The sequence below is a fragment of the Pelagerythrobacter marensis genome, assembly GCF_036700095.1.
Lineage (GTDB): Bacteria > Pseudomonadota > Alphaproteobacteria > Sphingomonadales > Sphingomonadaceae > Pelagerythrobacter > Pelagerythrobacter marensis_A.
On sequence record NZ_CP144918.1, the window covers coordinates 932,770 to 949,463 of the forward strand.

17 protein-coding genes are annotated in these 16,694 nt (G+C 68.6%); 3 read left to right on the forward strand and 14 right to left on the reverse strand.

The features are described from left to right. Nucleotides 1-29: 29 nt before the first annotated feature. The 8 genes from V5F89_RS04340 to pabB all read right to left on the reverse strand — a co-directional run bounded on the left by V5F89_RS04340 (nucleotide 30) and on the right by pabB (nucleotide 6,637). Nucleotides 30-527 (reverse strand): N-acetyltransferase, encoded by a 498-nt coding sequence (locus tag V5F89_RS04340; RefSeq protein WP_338447025.1) that lies wholly within the window; start codon nucleotides 525-527, stop codon nucleotides 30-32. Then, nucleotides 524-1,561, reverse strand: a complete 1,038-nt coding sequence (gene ribA, locus V5F89_RS04345; RefSeq protein WP_338447026.1) for a GTP cyclohydrolase II — start codon at nucleotides 1,559-1,561, stop codon at nucleotides 524-526. The genes V5F89_RS04340 and ribA overlap by 4 nt, the downstream gene beginning before the upstream one ends. A gap of 38 nt (nucleotides 1,562-1,599) precedes the next feature. Then, the gene (locus V5F89_RS04350) at nucleotides 1,600-2,391 is read right to left on the reverse strand and encodes an exodeoxyribonuclease III (protein ID WP_338447027.1); all 792 of its coding nucleotides are present in this window, start codon (nucleotides 2,389-2,391) and stop codon (nucleotides 1,600-1,602) included. 298 nt (nucleotides 2,392-2,689) lie between these two features. Further along, nucleotides 2,690-3,268: an outer membrane lipoprotein carrier protein LolA gene (locus V5F89_RS04355; RefSeq protein ID WP_338447514.1), complete on the reverse strand. Its 579-nt coding sequence runs from the start codon at nucleotides 3,266-3,268 to the stop codon at nucleotides 2,690-2,692. A gap of 196 nt (nucleotides 3,269-3,464) precedes the next feature. Then, complete coding sequence (gene rpmG, locus V5F89_RS04360) at nucleotides 3,465-3,632, reverse strand: 50S ribosomal protein L33 (protein ID WP_067682697.1); 168 nt, start codon at nucleotides 3,630-3,632, stop codon at nucleotides 3,465-3,467. Nucleotides 3,633-3,766: 134 nt separating this feature from the next. Continuing rightward, on the reverse strand, nucleotides 3,767-4,171 hold the full coding sequence (gene arfB, locus V5F89_RS04365; RefSeq protein WP_338447028.1) for an alternative ribosome rescue aminoacyl-tRNA hydrolase ArfB: 405 nt from the start codon (nucleotides 4,169-4,171) through the stop codon (nucleotides 3,767-3,769). Beyond that, nucleotides 4,164-4,817: an RNA pseudouridine synthase gene (locus tag V5F89_RS04370; RefSeq protein WP_338447029.1), complete on the reverse strand. Its 654-nt coding sequence runs from the start codon at nucleotides 4,815-4,817 to the stop codon at nucleotides 4,164-4,166. The genes arfB and V5F89_RS04370 overlap by 8 nt, the downstream gene beginning before the upstream one ends. Next, nucleotides 4,814-6,637 carry an aminodeoxychorismate synthase component I gene (pabB, locus tag V5F89_RS04375; protein ID WP_338447030.1) on the reverse strand — a complete coding sequence of 608 codons (1,824 nt, stop codon included), beginning with the start codon at nucleotides 6,635-6,637 and terminating at the stop codon, nucleotides 4,814-4,816. Before pabB ends, V5F89_RS04370 begins: the two co-directional genes overlap by 4 nt. A 105-nt stretch (nucleotides 6,638-6,742) precedes the next feature. Here pabB and V5F89_RS04380 point away from each other — a divergent pair, with 105 nt between their 5' ends. Next, a complete protein-coding gene (locus tag V5F89_RS04380) occupies nucleotides 6,743-8,317 on the forward strand; it encodes a helicase HerA-like domain-containing protein (RefSeq protein ID WP_338447515.1) in 1,575 nt (524 codons plus the stop codon). A 13-nt stretch (nucleotides 8,318-8,330) separates the two neighbouring features. Here V5F89_RS04380 and V5F89_RS04385 read toward each other — a convergent pair whose 3' ends face one another. From V5F89_RS04385 to V5F89_RS04410, 6 genes are all read right to left on the reverse strand, one after another. Beyond that, entirely contained in the window at nucleotides 8,331-9,719 is a 1,389-nt protein-coding gene (locus V5F89_RS04385; protein ID WP_338447031.1) for a sensor histidine kinase, read from the reverse strand. A gap of 3 nt (nucleotides 9,720-9,722) precedes the next feature. Continuing rightward, complete coding sequence (locus V5F89_RS04390) at nucleotides 9,723-10,457, reverse strand: response regulator (protein WP_338447032.1); 735 nt, start codon at nucleotides 10,455-10,457, stop codon at nucleotides 9,723-9,725. Nucleotides 10,458-10,503: 46 nt separating this feature from the next. Further along, nucleotides 10,504-11,214 (reverse strand): hypothetical protein, encoded by a 711-nt coding sequence (locus V5F89_RS04395; protein WP_338447033.1) that lies wholly within the window; start codon nucleotides 11,212-11,214, stop codon nucleotides 10,504-10,506. Nucleotides 11,215-11,407: 193 nt separating this feature from the next. Beyond that, entirely contained in the window at nucleotides 11,408-11,803 is a 396-nt protein-coding gene (locus V5F89_RS04400) for a cupin domain-containing protein (RefSeq protein WP_338447034.1), read from the reverse strand. Next, complete coding sequence (locus tag V5F89_RS04405; RefSeq protein WP_338447035.1) at nucleotides 11,803-12,195, reverse strand: VOC family protein; 393 nt, start codon at nucleotides 12,193-12,195, stop codon at nucleotides 11,803-11,805. Before V5F89_RS04405 ends, V5F89_RS04400 begins: the two co-directional genes overlap by 1 nt. A gap of 96 nt (nucleotides 12,196-12,291) precedes the next feature. Beyond that, nucleotides 12,292-14,109: an aminopeptidase P family protein gene (locus V5F89_RS04410; RefSeq protein WP_338447036.1), complete on the reverse strand. Its 1,818-nt coding sequence runs from the start codon at nucleotides 14,107-14,109 to the stop codon at nucleotides 12,292-12,294. 37 nt (nucleotides 14,110-14,146) lie between these two features. Between V5F89_RS04410 and V5F89_RS04415 the strand changes: the two genes are divergently transcribed. Together V5F89_RS04415 and V5F89_RS04420 are read left to right on the forward strand one after the other, a co-directional pair. After that, nucleotides 14,147-16,282: a S9 family peptidase gene (locus tag V5F89_RS04415; RefSeq protein WP_338447037.1), complete on the forward strand. Its 2,136-nt coding sequence runs from the start codon at nucleotides 14,147-14,149 to the stop codon at nucleotides 16,280-16,282. Beyond that, nucleotides 16,279-16,677 (forward strand): acyl-CoA thioesterase, encoded by a 399-nt coding sequence (locus tag V5F89_RS04420; RefSeq protein ID WP_338447038.1) that lies wholly within the window; start codon nucleotides 16,279-16,281, stop codon nucleotides 16,675-16,677. The genes V5F89_RS04415 and V5F89_RS04420 overlap by 4 nt, the downstream gene beginning before the upstream one ends. The last annotated feature ends 17 nt before the right edge of the window (nucleotides 16,678-16,694 follow it).

Below are 16,694 nucleotides of genomic sequence, written 5' to 3' on the forward strand. Positions count from 1 at the left end.
TCAATGAAAACGACTCCAGACCGGTCCGTTCAGCCGAAAGCGGGGGCGTAAGTCACGATGCCGCGCGGTGCGCCACCCCCGATGACGAGGCGCTGGAAATACTCGGGCGGCGGGCCCGGATAAGCGAGCGCCGGGTCGTGCGCGAAGCCGAAGCGGTTGTAATAGGCCGGATCGCCCAGGACCACGCAGCCTGCCGCTCCGCGCTCGTGCAGCATGGCGATGCCCCGTTCTATCAGGGCGGCCCCGATTCCGCGCCGCTGGCGCTCGGGCGCGACCGCGACCGGGCCGAGGCCGTACCAGCCCGCGCTGCCATCGGCGATCGAGACCGGCGAGAAGGCGGCGTGGCCCACGATGTCCAGCCCCTCCTGCGCCACCAGCGAGATCGCCAGATCGCCGTCGGCGCGCAGGGCATCGACGATGTCCGGCTCGCTGCCGTCGCTGTGCGGCGTGCCGGCAAAGGCCGCGCTCACGAGATTGCGGATCGCGCTCTGGTCGCCGGCGCGTTCGGGGCGGATTGTGACGCTCATGTCAGCAAGTGGCCCGACCGGTCGCGCTTGGTCGCGAGATAGCGCGCGTTGTGCGGATTGTCCGGCAACTGATGCGGGATACGTTCGGCCACCGCGATGCCGCTGGCGGCGAGAGCGTCGACTTTGGCCGGGTTGTTGGTCATCAGCCGGATCTCGGGAACGCCCAGCAGCTCCAGCATTCGCGCCGCGACCGGGAAATCGCGCGCCTCGTCCGGCAGACCCAGCCGGCGATTGGCATCGACCGTATCGAAACCCTGGTCCTGCAGGCGATAGGCGCGCAGCTTGTTCACCAGGCCGATCCCTCGGCCTTCCTGCCGCAGATAGAGTAGGACGCCCCAGCCGCCGCGCTCCGCCTCGTGCGCCATCGCGTGGAGCGCGGCGTCGAGCTGCGGCCCGCAATCGCATTTGAGGCTGCCGAGGATATCGCCGGTCAGGCATTCGGAATGCAACCGCACCAGCGGCGCCGTGTCGGAGCGCTGCGTGCCGATAATCAGTGCGACGTGCTCGCGCATATCGTCGGCGCTGCGGAAGACGACGATCTCGGCATCTTCGCTCGCCGAAACCGGCAGCCGGGCGCGGGTCGATATCGTCAGCGCCGAGGCGTCGGCCCAGGCGGCGAGGTCGGATGGCGCGACCGGCTGCGCTTCGCCCGCCTGTTCTGGATCGACCAGAAAGGCCGGGAGAATGCCGGCGATCCGCGCGAGTTCGAGCGCGGCAACGGCGTGCTCGGTCCAGGCGATCTCCTCCGCGCGGAAAGGGCCCTTGAGCGGCGAGCGCAAGTCGAGCGCCGGGTCCGCCACCGGCAGGGCCGCCGCCAGGTCGAACGGTTCCGCGCCGTGGATCAGCACGGGAGCATGCGGTTCGGCGGCCTCGCGCTGGTTGGCGAGCTTGAGCGTTTCGGCGCGCGCGGCGGAGATCAGCATGCGGTCGGCCCGCGCCTGCCGCGCGATGGCCGTTTCGACCGGCAGCAGCAGCGGCCCGCCGTCCATCGCCAGCGGCCAGCCGTGGCGCAGGGCGTCGATCGCCTGCGCCACCCGCCGCGCGGGCGAGGGGCCGGATGCGGGCGGCAGGCTCAGAGATCGAACTCCGTGATGAGCGGAACGTGGTCGCTCGGGCTGTCCCAGCGCCGCGTTTCCTCCACGAACCGGTGGCCGGTTGCCTGCTTCGCGAGGTCGGGGCTGGCCCACATGTGGTCGAGCCGCCGCCCCTGATCCTTCTGGCGCCAGAAACTGCGATAGGACCACCAGGAATAGTTGCGCTCGGGCGCGGGGATAAATGTCCGGCCGAGATCGACCCAGCCATGCGCGTCACGGAAGCGGCCGAGCGTTTCCACCTCGATCGGCGTATGGCTGACGACCTTGAGCAGGGCCTTGTGATCGTAGACGTCGCATTCCAGCGGGGCGATATTGAAATCGCCCACGATCAGCGTCGGCCGGTCGATCGCATCGGCCCAGCGCGTCATCCGTTCGAGGAAGTCGAGCTTCTGCCCGAACTTGGGGTTGACCTCGCGGTCGGCGACATCGCCGCCGGCGGGAATGTAGACATTCTCCAGCACCATGCCCTGTCCCGGGCCGAGCAGCTCGACGCCGACGTGGCGCGCCTCGCCGTTGTCCTGCCAGTCGTGGCGGGAAAACTCGCGCAAGGGCACCCGGCTGACCGTGGCCACGCCGTGATAGCCCTTCTGCCCATGGACCGCCTGATGGACATAGCCCATGTCGGCCAGCGCCTGCGCCGGGAACTGGCTTTCCTGGCACTTGATTTCCTGCAGGCAGAGAACGTCGGGCGCCTGTTCCTCGATGACGCGCTTGACCTGCCCGATACGCAGGCGGACCGAATTGATATTCCAGGTGGCGATAGACAGCATGGCCCGGCCTTAGGTGCCCGGGCCGCTAGCGGCAAGCCAGCGAAGCGCGGCATCGCACCCGGTTGCCGGCGGCGCGGCAACAAAAAACCCTCGTGCCGGGGGCATTGGCACGAGGGTTCCATGTTAGCGTTCGTCACGCTGTGACAAGACGGCTTTTCTCTTGCGAGATCAGGGCAACAGGGGGGAAACCCGTCTCGCGCCGTCTTGCGAAGGCCAAGATAGGCATCGGTGGCTTTCTAACCCATGAACGGGGGCCGGCATCTCGTCGCAAACGGCGAACGCCGCGACGCGAAGGCGTTCAGCGCGGGCGGCGGGTGGATCGGCGCGGATCGCGATAGGTGAACGCGCTGTCGGGCACCGAAATGCCGTAACGATGATTGCGCAAGCGCACGGTCGTGCGATTGTTCTGCACGTCGAGCGCGACCCAGTTGGTCAGTTCCAGCCCGCCGGGGGCGGAGGCATTGCGCGTGAAGATCAGGGTGATCACCCCGAACTGCGGCTTGTCGGGATCGCGGACTTCGACGCTGACAACATTCGGGTGAGAGGTCGGCACGAGCCTGCCGTAGCGCTTTACGTCGCGCGCCGGGTCGAGCAGCGCGCCGAGCGGCGAATCGGAGATCGGCCAGCGCTCGACCTGGTTCACCTCGTAATCGATCATCGTGAACGACTTGCCGTTGGATACCAGCAGCAGCGGCACGCCGTCTTCGTACTGGAAGCGGATCTTGCCCGGCCGCTTGAGCGTCATCACGCCGGAGACCGTGCGACCCTTGCGGTCGGTCTGGGTGAAGTCGGCCTTCATCGTCGAAATACCGCGCAGGGCGGCAACCGCACGATCGAGATCGCCCTCGGCCGCAGCAACCGGCGCGGCGGGCGCCATCAGCGCGGCAGGCACGGCCAGCGCCAGTGCGGCTGCGAGCGCGGAGACGCGCGGCAGACCGGCGGCCCGGAAGGAAGCTAAGCGGTGCGCCAGGCGGCGCAGCGGGTCTACCGTGATCTTGTGCACTGTCATGCTCCGTCGATTAGGGCTGGAGCATTGAACCGCCGCTGAATTCATCCGGTTCCGATGGTTCAGCTTACTTGATCTTCGCTTCCTTGAACTCGACGTGCTTGCGCGCGACGGGATCGTACTTGCGGAAGGTCATCTTCTCGGTGATGTTCCGGGGATTCTTTTTCGTCACGTAGTAGAAGCCCGTGTCGGCAGTCGAGACGAGCTTGATCTTGACGGTTGCGGGCTTCGCCATGGCGTGTTCCTAAAGATCGACAGGGGCAATCCGGTGTCGCCGGACCTGCCCGAAAAAATACAGGCGGCGCGCACGGCACCGCCCTTCCGGCGCGGCCATTGCGCGATTCACCGGCGAAAGTCAAGCGCGCGTGCCTACCAATCGACCTTGCCGCGCCCGGCCTTGACCGCGCCGCGCGCCTTCTTGGCCTTGAGCCGCTTGACCTTGCCGACGCGGTTCACGCGGCTCTTGGCTCGCTTGCGCGGCGGGGTGAGCGCGTCGCGGAGCAGTGCCGCGAGCCGTTCGCGCGCCGCTTCGCGGTTCTGTTCCTGCGTGCGATATTCGCGCGCGGTCAGCACGATCTCGCCGCCCTGGGTCAGGCGGCTGCCGGCGATTTCCTTCAGCCGCTCGAACGCTTCGGGCGGCATGCCCAGGGCGAAGACGTCGACTCTCAACTGCACCGCGGTCGCCACTTTGTTGACGTTCTGCCCGCCCGGGCCGCTTGCGGCGATGAACTTCTCCTCCGCGATCTCGAGCGCGCGATCGAGGATTCTACCCATCGGCAAAACCCAGTGCTGCGAAATCGGGCGGGAGGGGAGCCGCGGCCTCTATCGCCGGTTTCGCCGCGCGCTGGACGATCAGACTCGCGGCATGAAGCATCGTGCGCGCCGCGCCCTTGCCGGTGCCGTAGACCGGATCGCCCAGCAGCGGAATGCCGATACCGCTGGCGGCATGAACGCGGATCTGGTGCGTGCGGCCGGTTTCGGGAGTGAACTCCACCAGAGTGCGTCCGCCATTGCGGGCGATCGCGCGCCAGTGGGTCAGCGAAGGTTTGCCCTTGCGCGCCGGGATCATCCGCCAGCCTTTTTCCGCGCTGCTGATCTTGCTCAGCGCGAGTTCGACCGTTCCCGCGTCGTCGGCCGGCTCGCCGTCGAGAATGCCGAGATACCGCTTGGTCACCAGGCGTTCTTCGAAAGCCCGCGCGAATCGTTTCAGCGCCTTCGGATTGCGCGCCAGCAGCAGGCAGCCCGAAGTGTCGGTATCGAGCCGGTGCACCGCAACCGGCGCGCGCTGGAAGCCGAGCTTCAGCCTGTCGAGGTGGTCTTCCAGCGATGCGCCGCCCTTGCGCGGGCGTTCGATCGGCAGCCCGCCGGGCTTGTCGATCACCAGCGCCTCGCCGTCTTCGAAGAGAATGTCGATTGTCATACAAGCTCAGCCCGTAGCAGGCCGCGCAGGGCGTTGCCGACCAGAAATCCGCTTTCGAGATCGCGCAGCGTCAGTTCGCGCTCGCGCGCCCGTCCTGCGGCGATCAGGGCGCCGCGCCCGATACCGGGCAGCAGCCCAAGGCTGGCCGGCGGGGTGTCGAGCCTGTCGCCGCGGCTGCAGAAAACGTTGGTGAAGCTGCCTTCGGTCACCAGCCCGTCGTCGCGGACGAAAACCGCCTCCTGCGCCCCGGCCTCGCGCGCGACGGCCAGGGCTTCTTCGTAGAAACCGCGGTCGGTGGTCTTGTGCCGCAACCGCCAGTCGCCCGGATCGACCGGTAGCGGCAGGGCGATGCAGCGGATCGGGGTTTCGGGCGCGGGTGGCATGTCGCTCGCTTCCAGCGCAATCGCGCCGCTGCGCGATGCCAGCAGCCGCACGCGCGATTCGCGCTCCAGCTCGAAACACAGGGCCTGGATGCGATTGCGCGCCGCGTGGCGGTCGAAAGCGAAGCCGAGCGCGGCCGCGCTGGCTTTCATCCGTTCGAGGTGCCCCTCGATCAGCGCGATCCCGTCCTCGGGCGTGAAGCGCATCGTTTCGATCAGGTCGAAGCCGGGCGCGCGCCGGGTGGCGGAACTGCGCCGTGCGAAATCGCCTTTCAGCATCGCCTCGCGCCATTCGGTCATCGGCTCGCTGTCGGCCACGATCGCCGAACCGACGCCGAGCACGGCGCTGCCCTGTCCGTTCTCGACCGGGGTCAGCCGCAGGGTGCGAATCGCGACGTTGAACGCGGCGTCGCCCCCGGTTCCAGCCTGGGCCGGGCCGATCCGGCCGATCGCCCCGCAATAGGGCCCGCGCGCGTCCCGCTCGACTTCGGCGATCAGTTCCATGGCGCGGATCTTGGGCGCGCCGGTGATCGAACCGCAGGGAAACATCGCGCGCACCAAGTCCGCCGCGCCGCGCCCTTCGGCCATCGTCGCGCGCACCGTGGTCACCATCTGATGCACGGTGGGATAGCTTTCGACCGCGAACGGCGCGTCGACCCGGACGCTGCCCGGCTCCGCCACGCGGCTGAGATCGTTGCGCAGAAGGTCGACGATCATCAGGTTCTCGGCCCGGTCCTTCGCCGATCCGGCGAGGTCTTCGGCCAGCGCGCGATCGCGGGCCGGATCGTCCGCCCGCGGGCGCGTGCCTTTCATCGGCTTGGCCCTGGCCTCGCGCCCTTTCAGCGAGACGAACAGTTCGGGCGACAGGCTGAGCAACCAGTGCTGCCCGTCGAACACCGCCCCGCCATAGCCTGCCTGCGCGGCCGGGCGCAGCGCGGCGTAGAGCGCAAGCGGGTCCCCCCGATAGGACCCGGCGAGCGGCAGGGTGAGGTTTGCCTGGTAGATGTCGCCCGCGCGGATCGCCTCCTGCAACCGGTCGAACGCCGCCAGATAGGCGCCTGTCGATATCTGCGGATCGAGCGGGCCGAGCGACGCCTCCCCTGCCGCGCGCCCGGCGATCCACGCCTCGACCTCGGCCGCGGGGATGACCGTCTCCTGCGCGAACAGGCCCAGCCAAACGAGCGGCCCGGCCGCGCCGCTGCGCGCTTCGGCGAGCGGCATCAGCTTCGGTTCGAGCGCCAGCCCCGCCTCGTAGGCGATAAAGCCCGCCAGCCATCCGCCGCGTTCCGCGCGCGCGGTGTCGGCGGCCTCAAGCACGGCTTCGACCTCGCCGGGACGGCGCGCGACGAAGATCTCGGCCGGATCTTCGTATAGATGCGCATCGGCGGCATTTTCGCGGCGCGCATCGTCCAGCAATACAAAGGGAACCCGGTCCGGCATTCGGCCAGCCTTAGGGCCAGCGGGAAAATAGGCCAAGCCGGGAACTTGACCGCCCCCGACGGGGTGGGCCATGCCATGGCGGCATCGAGGCGGGAGGTTCGCGCAGTGGGTGAAATATTTCTCGGTCTGGCCGACAATGGAGAGAAGCAGTTTCTCGACCTCTCGCGCGCCAACCGGCACGGGCTGATCGCCGGGGCGACCGGCACTGGCAAGACGGTGACCCTGCAGGGCCTGGCCGAGAGCTTTTCCGCCAATGGCGTGCCGGTCTTCGTCGCCGACGTGAAAGGCGACCTGTCGGGTATTGCCATGGCCGGCTCGCCCGATTTCAAGCACGCCGACAAGCTCGAGGCGCGCGCGCAGGAACTGGGCATGGCCGACTATGCCTATTCCGACAATCCGGCGGTGTTCTGGGATCTTTACGGAGAGCAGGGCCATCCGATCCGCACGACGATATCGGAAATGGGCCCGCTCCTGCTCGCGCGCCTGCTCGATCTCAACGACACGCAGGAAGGCGTTCTGCAGATCGCGTTCCGCTATGCCGACGACAACGGCCTGCTCCTGCTCGACCTCGGCGACCTTCAGGCGATGCTGGCGCACTGCGCAGAGAACGCGAAGGAACTGAGCGCGAAATACGGCAATGTCAGCCGCGCCAGCGTCGGCGCGATCCAGCGCCAGTTGCTGAGCTTCGAAAGCCAGGGGGCCGATCGCTTCTTCGGCGAGCCGGCGCTGGAGATCGACGATTTCCTGAAGTGCGACGAGCAGGGGCGCGGCTATATCAACGTGCTCGCCGCCGACAAGCTGATGCGCAGCCCCAAGCTCTATGCCACGTTCCTGCTGTGGCTGCTCGCCGAACTGTTCGAAAGCCTGCCCGAAGTGGGCGACCCGGACAAGCCGAAGCTGGTGTTCTTCTTCGACGAGGCGCACCTGCTGTTCGACGATGCGCCCAGGGCGCTGGAGGAGAAGATCGAACAGGTCGTGCGCCTGATCCGGTCGAAAGGGGTGGGCGTGTTCTTCGTCACCCAGAACCCGATCGACATTCCCGAAGACGTGGCGGGCCAGTTGGGCAACCGGGTCCAGCACGCCCTGCGCGCCTTCACCCCGCGCGACCAGCGCGCGATTCGCGCCGCGGCCGAGACGTTCCGCATCAACCCGGACCTGGACGTCGAGCAAGCGATCACCGAGCTGAAAGTGGGCGAGGCGCTGGTCTCCACCCTGCTCGAAGACGGTGCGCCATCGGTGGTCCAGCGCACGCTGATCAAGCCGCCGCGCAGCCGGCTGGGGCCGGTGAGTGCGAAAGAGCGTGCCATCGTGCAATCGGTCAGCCCGTTCGCGGGGAAATACGACACCGCGATCGACCGCGAGAGTGCGGAGGAGGTTCTGGCACAGAAAGCCGCCGATGCCGCCGCCACGGCCGAGGAAGTGGAGGAAAAGGGCCGCGAAGAGGTCGAGAAACGCCCGCGCAGGAGCCCGTCGATCTGGAGCAAGGCGATGAAGCGCGCGATCGGCGCCGCCACCGGATCGGGCGCGGCGATCGCGGCCAGCACGATCACCGGCAAGCGGTCGCGGGCCAATCCGATCAAGACCGCCGCCACTTCGGGCCTGGGGTCGATTGCGACCGATCTTGCCGGGCCGCTCGCGGGCCGGTTCGTGCGCAATCTGATCGGCGGCCTGATGCGCTAGCGCCCCGGCTGCGTCAGCCTGCAGGCAGCCGGATTTCCGCGCGCAACCCGCCTTGCTCGCGGTTTGCCAGAACCAGTTCGCCGCCGTGCTGTTCGGCGATCGCCCGGGCGAGCGTGAGGCCGAGGCCGGCGCCGCCGGTCGCGCGGTTGCGCGAGGCTTCGCCGCGGGTGAACGGTTCCAGCATGTCGGCGATCCGGTCGGGCGGGATGCCGGGGCCGCGGTCCTCGACGCGCAGCACCACATGGCCGCCCTCGCGCAATAGCGACACTTCGGCCCCGCCGCCGTAGCGCACGGCGTTGGCGATCAGGTTGCGCAGCGCCCGGCGCAACCAGGTGATATGGACCGGCAGCGCGGCGCGCACCGTGGTCCCCAGCGCGACCGGATCGCCCATGTCCTCGAACTCCTCGACGACGGCGGCGGTCAGGGCGGCGAGATCGACCCGCTCGGGCGGATCGCTCGCGCGGCCGACGCGGGCGAGCGAGAGAATGTCGTCGAGCGAGCGGGTAATATCCTCGATCCCCGCGGCCATCTTCGCGCGCTCGCCTTCGTCTTCCACCGATTCGATGCGCACGCGCAGCGCGGCGAGCGGCGTCTTGAGATCGTGCCCGATCGCGCCGAGCATGACGTCCTTTTCATCGAGCAGCGCCGCGATGCGCGCTTCCATCGCGTTGTGCGCGGCGATCAGCCGGCGCACGTCGTGTGGGCCGCGCGGGGCGAGCTGGCCGTCGGCATTCTGCGTGCGGGCGAAGTTCTCCGTGCGCGCGGTGAGCGCCGCGAGCGGCCGGGTGATCCGCCGCAGCAGGAGGAAATGCAGCCCGACGAGCAGGATGTAGATCACCAGCGTCTGGACGACGATCGAGCTGAGCACCCCGCGCTGGGGCGAAGGGATGGGCACGCGCGCGACGATCCAGTCGCCCTCGTCCGGTTGCCGGAGGGCGGCGACGACCATTCGCCGGTCGGGCCCGTCCCGGCGCAGCAGCCGGGCGCGCAGGCGGGGACGGTCTTCGATGAACGGATCGCGCGCCAGCGGGCGTTCGACCACGATCAGGTCGCCCACCGCCATTCCGTGGCTTTCGATCAGCGAACGCAGCGTGGCGGTTCGATCGTCGTCGCGGACATCGCCCGGCAGGGGCGCAAACGCGGGCATCCGCTCGATCCGCAGCGCGCGGACGACCCGCCCGGAGGCATCGCGCCGGATCCTGCGCGGCTGCTCTGCGTCGCCTTCGGCGCGCGGCTGGCCGCGAACGACCAGCGAAAAGGCCGCGGCGTTCATCACCGCCGCCTCCCGCCGCGCCTCGGCCGCGCGCCACAGCAAGCCCGCCGAAATGGCCTGGGCGAGCAGCAGGACGGCGGCCACGGCCAGCAGCATCTGGCCCATCAGGCTGCGCGGCCACAGGCGCATGGCCTAGCCCCGATCCTGCGCGACGCGGCGCACGTCCGCCGCGAAGCGATAACCGCCCCCGCGCACGGTCAGGATAAAGTGAGGGTCGCGGCTGTCTTGCTCGATCTTGCGGCGCAGGCGGCTGACCTGGTTGTCGACCGCTCGGTCGAACAGATGCGCTTCCCGCCCCTGAACCATGTCGAGCAGCTTGTCGCGGTCCAGAACCGCCCGCGGGTGATCGAGGAACGCGCGCAGCAAGCGGAATTCGGCAGTGGAAATCGGCACCACCGCGCCTTCGGGATCGGTCAGCTTGCGCTTGAGCGGGTCGAGCCGCCAGTCTTCGAAGACGTAGTGCGCATCGTCGTCGGCCGGCGCGGCCGGCCGGCTTGCGCGGCGCAGGACCGAACGGATGCGGGCGACCAGCTCGCGCGGTTCGAACGGTTTGACGACATAGTCGTCAGCGCCAATTTCCAGCCCGACGATACGGTCGGTCGCTTCGCCCTTCGCGGTCAGGAATATGACCGGGATCTCGCGCGTTTCGACCAGGTGGCGGCACAGCGACAGTCCGTCTTCGCCCGGCATCATGATGTCGAGCAGGACAAGGTCGGGCGTTTCGGCCAGCATGGCGCTGCGCGCCGCGGCAGCGCCGGCTGCCTGCTGCACGGCGAACCCCTGGCGGGCAAGATAGTCCGCCAGGGGTTCGCGCAGGCTTGCCTCGTCGTCGACGAGCAGCAAGCGAATGGGGGCGGGGTCGCTCATCGCCGGGGCCTAGACCCGCGCCATGGTGTGGATCAAGCGCATGGCTTCAGCCCGGCTGGCGCGCTGCCCGATGCTGCTTCATCCGTTCGCGCATGGCGTCGCGCGCGGCCTTGCGCTCGGCCCGGGTGATCGCGCCATCGCCGTCGCTGTCGGCACGGGCGAAGCGCTGTTCGACCGCCGCGTCGAATTCGGCGCGGCTCACGGCCTTGTCGCCATCGGTGTCGGCCCGGCGCAGCATGGCCATGCCGGTCATCCTGCCGCCGTGGCGGCCCGCCTTGCGGCCGTGGCCGCGGCGCCCTTCGCGGGCCTTGTCGCCGCGCGCTTCGTGTGCGGCCTGCATCTCGGCCTGCGAGATCCCGCCGCTTCCGTCGGCATCGAGCCGCGCAAACCGTTCGGCGCGGCGCTCGGCCCGGCGCTCTTCGCGCGCTTCGCGGCGCTCGGCGCGCTTTTCGCGCCTTTCGGCCCGCGCCGCATCCATTTCGGCCCGGGTCACCTCGCCGTTACCGTCCGCGTCGAGCCGCGCGAAGCGTTGCGCCTGGCGCGCGGCGCGGTCGTCGGCATCGATTCTGCCGTCGGCGTTGGCATCGAGGCGGGCGAAGAACCGGTCGGCATGGGCGCGCATTTCGGCGCGGGTGATCGCGCCGTTGCCGTCGGCATCGGGGCCGCGCGGCGCGCTGTCGTTCCGAGCCATCAGGGCGGACCCGCCGGCCAGCGCGAGCGCGGCGGCGGCGGAAAGGGAAAGGGCGATCGTTCTCATGGTCAATGCTCCGCTCGGGAAGAAGAGGGTTGAGCTGCGAGGTCGCCGGAGGGGGAGGGAGGTCGACCCGGCGACGCTCGCAACTCAGAGTGCCTGTTCTAGCGGCGCAGTGTCGCACGATTATCCCGGATCGGGGCGATATTGTCGCGGATTGTCGCACCGCTGCCCGCGCGTTCACGCACGGGCAAGGCAGTCAGCGCGCCCGGTGCTCGGTGCCTTCGCCGGCGGTGATGAAGAGCGCCGTGGCCTCCGCCTCGACATCCGCGGTGTGCCAGGTGCCGGGGGGATTGATCGCATATTCGCCCGCACCCAGGGTCACGGTGTCGGCCGAACCGTCGGCATGTTCCTGATGCAGCGTCATCTCCCCTTCCAGGCACAGGACGACTTCGTCGCCCGCCGGGTGCATTTCCCAGGAATCCCAGGATTCGGCGAAATGGAACAGGCTCACCAGCCGCCCTTCCGCCCCGTCTTCGGCATGGCGTGCGACATAATCGCCATACCACGCCATGCCGGTGAATTCCGGCTGGGCGACGGCGGTGCCGCCCCGGCCCAGATGGATCGGAAAGCGGGCGATCGGCTGGCCCGCCATCAGGCTTGCACCATGCAGAAGGCGTTGAGCTTGTTGCCGTCGCGATCGCGGAAATAGGCGGCGTAGAATGTGCTTCCGTCGCCATCGGGTTCGCCCCGCGGACCCGGAGCGCCTTCGTCGCTGCCGCCGTTCGCCAGCGCGATTTCGTAAAGCCGCTTCACTTGCGCTTCGTCCTTCGCCTCCAGCGCGACCATCGTGCCGTTGCCGACGCTCGCCGCCTTCCCGTCGTACGGCTTCGTCAGGGCCACGCCCGCGCCGCCGCCGGGCCGGCCCCAGGCGATGTAGCTGTCGAAATCCATCATCCGCCCCACGCCCATCTCTTCCGCGATGGCATCGTAGAACGGCGCGTTGCCCTGCAGGTCGTTGGTGCCCAGCGTTACGTAACCGATCATCGTCCCTCTCCTCGACAGCGAATCGCCAGTGAGGAGAACATTAGCAGAACATCGGGGTATAGGAAATGCCTTTTTGCGGCGGTGGGCCGGACGGGGCTAGAGCGGCCGGCACGCCTCCTCCAGCCAGGCCAGCGCCTCGCCTTCGAGCTGCGGGGCGAGGATCGCGCGGGTCTTCGCGTGATAGTCGTTCCACCAGGCGATCTCGTCCTCGGTCAGCAGCGAACGGTCGACCAGGGTGCGGTCGATCGGCACGAACGTCAGCGGTTCGAAGCCGAGCCAGTCGCCCTCGGCCCCGTCGATCTCGCGCTTCACGGTCAGCACGAGGTTCTCGATCCGAATGCCGTATTCGCCGCCCTTGTAATAACCGGGCTCGTTCGAGAGGATCATCCCGGCGAACAGCTCCTGCCCCGTGCCGGCCTGGCCGCCGCTCGACTTGGCGATCCGCTGCGGCCCCTCGTGCACGCCGAGGTAGCTGCCGACGCCGTGGCCGGTGCCGTGGCCGTAGTCGACCCCGGCCTGCCACAGGAACTGACGGGCGAAGGCGTCGAGCTGGCTGCCGTTGGTGCCTTGCGGGAAGACCGCGCGGTCGATCGCGATATGGCCCTTGAGCACGCGGGTGAAGCGGTCCTTCTGCTCGGCCGAGGGTTCGCGCGAGCCGTCGGGCGCGGCGATCCACACGGTGCGGGTGATATCGGTCGTCCCGTCGAGATATTGCCCGCCCGAATCGCACAGGAAAATGCTGCCCGGCTCGATCGGCAGGTTCGATTCCTCGTCGACCCGGTAATGCGGGATCGCCGCGTGCGGCCCGGCGGCGGAAATCGTGTCGAAGCTGTTGTCCTTCAGCAGACCGGTTGCCTGGCGGAATTCCTGCAGCTTGGCGGCGGCCGACAGCTCGGTCTCGCCGCCCTCGGGCGCCGCGACCGACAGCCAGTGGAGGAAGCGCGCCACCGCCGCGCCGTCCCGCTCCTGCGCCTTGCGGTGCCCTTGCTGCTCGACCGGGTTTTTGATCGCCTTGGGCAGGATCGCCGGATCGCGCTCGGCCACAGGCGTCGCGCCGGCGCCTTCCAGCAGGCGGAAGATCGCGGCCACGCCGTAGTCGGGATCGACCGAAACGGTCTTGCCCTTCATCGCGCCGAGCGCGCCGTCGAAGGCATCGCGCGGGCGGATCGTCACCGCGTTGCCGAGATGCTGTTCCAGCTCGGGCGTCACTTTCTCGGGCGCGATGAACAGTTCGGCCGTGCCGTCGCTGTGCACGATGAGGTAGGAGAGCGCGACCGGCGTGCGCTCGACATCGGTGCCGCGGATGTTGAGCAGCCAGGCGATCGAATCGAGCGCCGAGATCACCGCCGCGTCGTAGCCTTCCTCCTTCAGCCAGTCGGCCACTTCGGCGCGCTTTTCCGCGCTCGGGCGGCCGGCGTGTTCGTCCGCGTGGACCAGCGCAGGGGCGGCCGAGGGGGCGGGCCGATCGTCCCACACGGCATCGACCGGATTGCTGTCGACCGCGACCAGTTCGCTGCCCTTCTTCGCCAGCGCCTGGCCCACCTGATCGGCCCAGCCCTTCGTATGGAGCCAGGGATCGAAACCGATCTTCGCCCCGGCGGGCGCATTGTCGGCGATCCACTTGCCCATCGAGACCTGCGGGACGAGGCAATAGTCGTAAAGCTTGCCGTCGACCTGTTCGCGCACCTGGATCGTGTAGCGTCCGTCGACGAACATCGCCGCCTTGTCCGCCAGCACGACCGCGCTCCCGGCCGAACCGCCGAAGCCGGTCAGCCAGGCGAGGCGCTGGGCATAGCCGCCGATGTACTCGCTCATGTGTTCGTCGGAGATCGGAACGACGAAACCGTCGAGCCCCCGTCGCTTCAGTTCCTCGCGCAGGGCGGTGAGACGGGCTTCGTGGGTTTGCATCAGCATGGTTGCGGTCCTTTCGTGGCCCACATAGAGGCGCGGGATGGATCATGCCACCGAACAATCCGTATCCGGGCCGCCGATCGCGGCAAAGCGGCCCGTGAAAGCAACGCATCACGGGCACGAGATTTCCGACGATTACGCCTGGCTGCGCGACCCCGGCTATCCGGTGGTGGACGACGCGGAGGTGATCGCCCACCTGGAGGCGGAGAACGCCTGGTTCGAAGCGCGGATGAAGCCCCACCGCCCGCTGGTCGACACGCTGTTCACGGAAATGCGCGCCCGGATCAAGGAGGCGGACAAGTCGGTCCCGCAGAAGGACGGCGACTGGCTCTACTGGATCGAGTTCGAGGAAGGCGCCGAATACAAGAAATGGTGGCGTCGCCCGGTCGGCGCGCCCGACGACGGCAGCGCGGATCAGCTGATTCTCGACGAGCCGGCGCTGGCCGAAGGAAAGCCCTATTTCCGCGTCGGCGCGCTGTCGGTCAGCCAGGATGGCAGCAAGCTGGCCTATTCGGTCGACGACAACGGGTCCGAACGATTCACCGTGCGAATCAAGGACCTCGCGACCGGCGCGCTGCTGCCCGACGAGATTCCCGGCACGCTCTCCGCACTGGTCTGGGTCGCGGGCGACACCGGGCTGGTCTACTCGCTCGCCAACGAACAGTGGCGGACCGACAACGCGCGGCTCCACTGGCTGGGCAAGCCTGTCGAAGAGGATGTCGAACTCTACCACGAGGACGACGAGGGCTTCCGCGTCGGCTCGACGCTTTCGGCGGACGAGAAATGGATCGTGATCGGCACCAGCGATCACGAAACGAGCGAGGTCAGACTGGCCCCCGCCGACGATCCGCTGGCCGAACCGCTGCTGGTCCGCCCGCGGCGCAAGGGCGTCGAGTACGACGTCGATACGAATGGTGAGACGCTGTTCGTCCACGCCAACGACACGCACGAGAACTTCCGCCTCGCGACCGCGCCGCTCGCCGATCCGTCCGACTGGACGACGGCGATCGAGGGGTCGGACGACTTCTACCTCACCGGCTTCGCGCTGTTCCGCGACTTCTACGTGGTCGAGGGGCGGCAGGCGGGCCTCGATACGATCGCGGTCCGCTATTACGGCGATCCCGGGCGGGTCGAACCGATCGCCTTCCCCGAAGAAAGCTACAGCGCCGGCCTCGCCAACAATCCCGAATTCGCGACCGACCGGCTGCGCCTCTCCTACGAAAGCATGGTCAGCCCCTCGACCGTCTACGACTATCACGTCGCCGAGCGGCGGCTCGAAACGCTGAAAGTGCAGGAGATCCCCACGGGCTACGACGCCTCGCTCTATCGTACGGAGCGGATCGCGGTCCCGGCGCGCGACGGCACGCCGGTTCCGGTGTCGATCCTCTATCGCGCCGACCGCGAAAGCCCCGGGCCGCTGCACCTTTACGGCTATGGCGCTTACGGAATCGCCGTTCCGCCCGGCTTTTCGACCACCCGGCTGAGCCTGGTCGATCGCGGGTTCGCCTATGCCATCGCCCATATCCGCGGCGGCGACGATCTGGGCCGCGCCTGGTACAAGGCGGGCAAGCTGGAGCGGCGCACCAATGCCTTCAACGATTTCGTCGACGTGGCGAAAGGCCTGATCGCGCGCGGCTATACCGAAGCGGGCAAAGTCACGATCTCGGGCGGGTCGGCCGGCGGCGAGCTGATGGGGGCAGTGGTCAATTCCGATCCCGCGCTGTGGGGCGCGGTCGTGGCGCATGTGCCGTTCGTCGACGTGCTCAACACGATGCTCGACGCCAGCCTGCCGCTGACGCCGGGCGAGTGGCCCGAATGGGGCAATCCGATCGAGGACAGGGCCGCGTTCGAGCTGATCCGCAGCTACAGCCCCTACGACAACGTCCGCGCGCAGGCCTATCCGCCGATGCTGGTGACCGCCGGATTGAACGATCCGCGCGTGACCTATTGGGAGCCGGCCAAGTGGGTCGCCCGGCTGCGCGCGTTGAAGACCGACAGCAACGAGCTGCTGCTCAAGACCAACATGGGCGCCGGGCACGGCGGCAAGTCGGGCCGGTTCGAAAGCCTGGAGGAAGCGGCCGAGGAATTCGCCTTCATCCTGTGGCAGATGGGGCTGGCGCCGCCGGCCGGTACCGGCGGCGAAAACCCCGGCGGCGCCCCGGAGGCCGGGGAATGAGTGGGCCGTTCCGCCTGACGTTTGCCGCGCGGCCCGGGCACATCGACGTGATGGGCCACGTCAACAACACCGTGTGGGTCCAGTGGGTGCAGGATATCGCGACTGCACACTGGGATGCAGCGGCGCAGCCCGGTCACGCGCAGGCCTATGTCTGGGTCGTGACCCGGCACGAGATCGATTATCGCGGCAATGTGGCCGAGGGCGAGCAGGTGGTCGGCGAGACCTGGATCGAAGGCGAACCGCGCGGCGCGACGTCGATGCGGCGGGTCGATTTCCGCAATGCGGCGGGCAAGGTCATCGTCTCGGCCGCGACCACCTGGGCCATGCTCGATCGCGAAACCGGCCGGCCGGTCCGCGTCCGCCCGGACGTACTGGCGCCGTTCCGCGCGGGGTGAGGTCGCCCCCGGGCGGC

Coding starts and splice junctions, on each gene's coding strand:
- V5F89_RS04340 (WP_338447025.1), bottom strand. CDS start 527: ATGAGCGTCACAATCCGCCCCGAACGCGCCGGCGACCAGAGCGCGATC.
- V5F89_RS04350 (WP_338447027.1), bottom strand. CDS start 2,391: ATGCTGTCTATCGCCACCTGGAATATCAATTCGGTCCGCCTGCGTATC.
- V5F89_RS04355 (WP_338447514.1), bottom strand. CDS start 3,268: ATGGCGCCCGCCGCGCCGGTTGCTGCGGCCGAGGGCGATCTCGATCGT.
- rpmG (WP_067682697.1), bottom strand. CDS start 3,632: ATGGCGAAGCCCGCAACCGTCAAGATCAAGCTCGTCTCGACTGCCGAC.
- arfB (WP_338447028.1), bottom strand. CDS start 4,171: ATGGGTAGAATCCTCGATCGCGCGCTCGAGATCGCGGAGGAGAAGTTC.
- V5F89_RS04370 (WP_338447029.1), bottom strand. CDS start 4,817: ATGACAATCGACATTCTCTTCGAAGACGGCGAGGCGCTGGTGATCGAC.
- pabB (WP_338447030.1), bottom strand. CDS start 6,637: ATGCCGGACCGGGTTCCCTTTGTATTGCTGGACGATGCGCGCCGCGAA.
- V5F89_RS04385 (WP_338447031.1), bottom strand. CDS start 9,719: ATGCGCCTGTGGCCGCGCAGCCTGATGGGCCAGATGCTGCTGGCCGTG.
- V5F89_RS04390 (WP_338447032.1), bottom strand. CDS start 10,457: ATGAGCGACCCCGCCCCCATTCGCTTGCTGCTCGTCGACGACGAGGCA.
- V5F89_RS04395 (WP_338447033.1), bottom strand. CDS start 11,214: ATGAGAACGATCGCCCTTTCCCTTTCCGCCGCCGCCGCGCTCGCGCTG.
- V5F89_RS04400 (WP_338447034.1), bottom strand. CDS start 11,803: ATGGCGGGCCAGCCGATCGCCCGCTTTCCGATCCATCTGGGCCGGGGC.
- V5F89_RS04405 (WP_338447035.1), bottom strand. CDS start 12,195: ATGATCGGTTACGTAACGCTGGGCACCAACGACCTGCAGGGCAACGCG.
- V5F89_RS04410 (WP_338447036.1), bottom strand. CDS start 14,109: ATGCTGATGCAAACCCACGAAGCCCGTCTCACCGCCCTGCGCGAGGAA.
- V5F89_RS04415 (WP_338447037.1), top strand. CDS start 14,147: ATGGATCATGCCACCGAACAATCCGTATCCGGGCCGCCGATCGCGGCA.
- V5F89_RS04420 (WP_338447038.1), top strand. CDS start 16,279: ATGAGTGGGCCGTTCCGCCTGACGTTTGCCGCGCGGCCCGGGCACATC.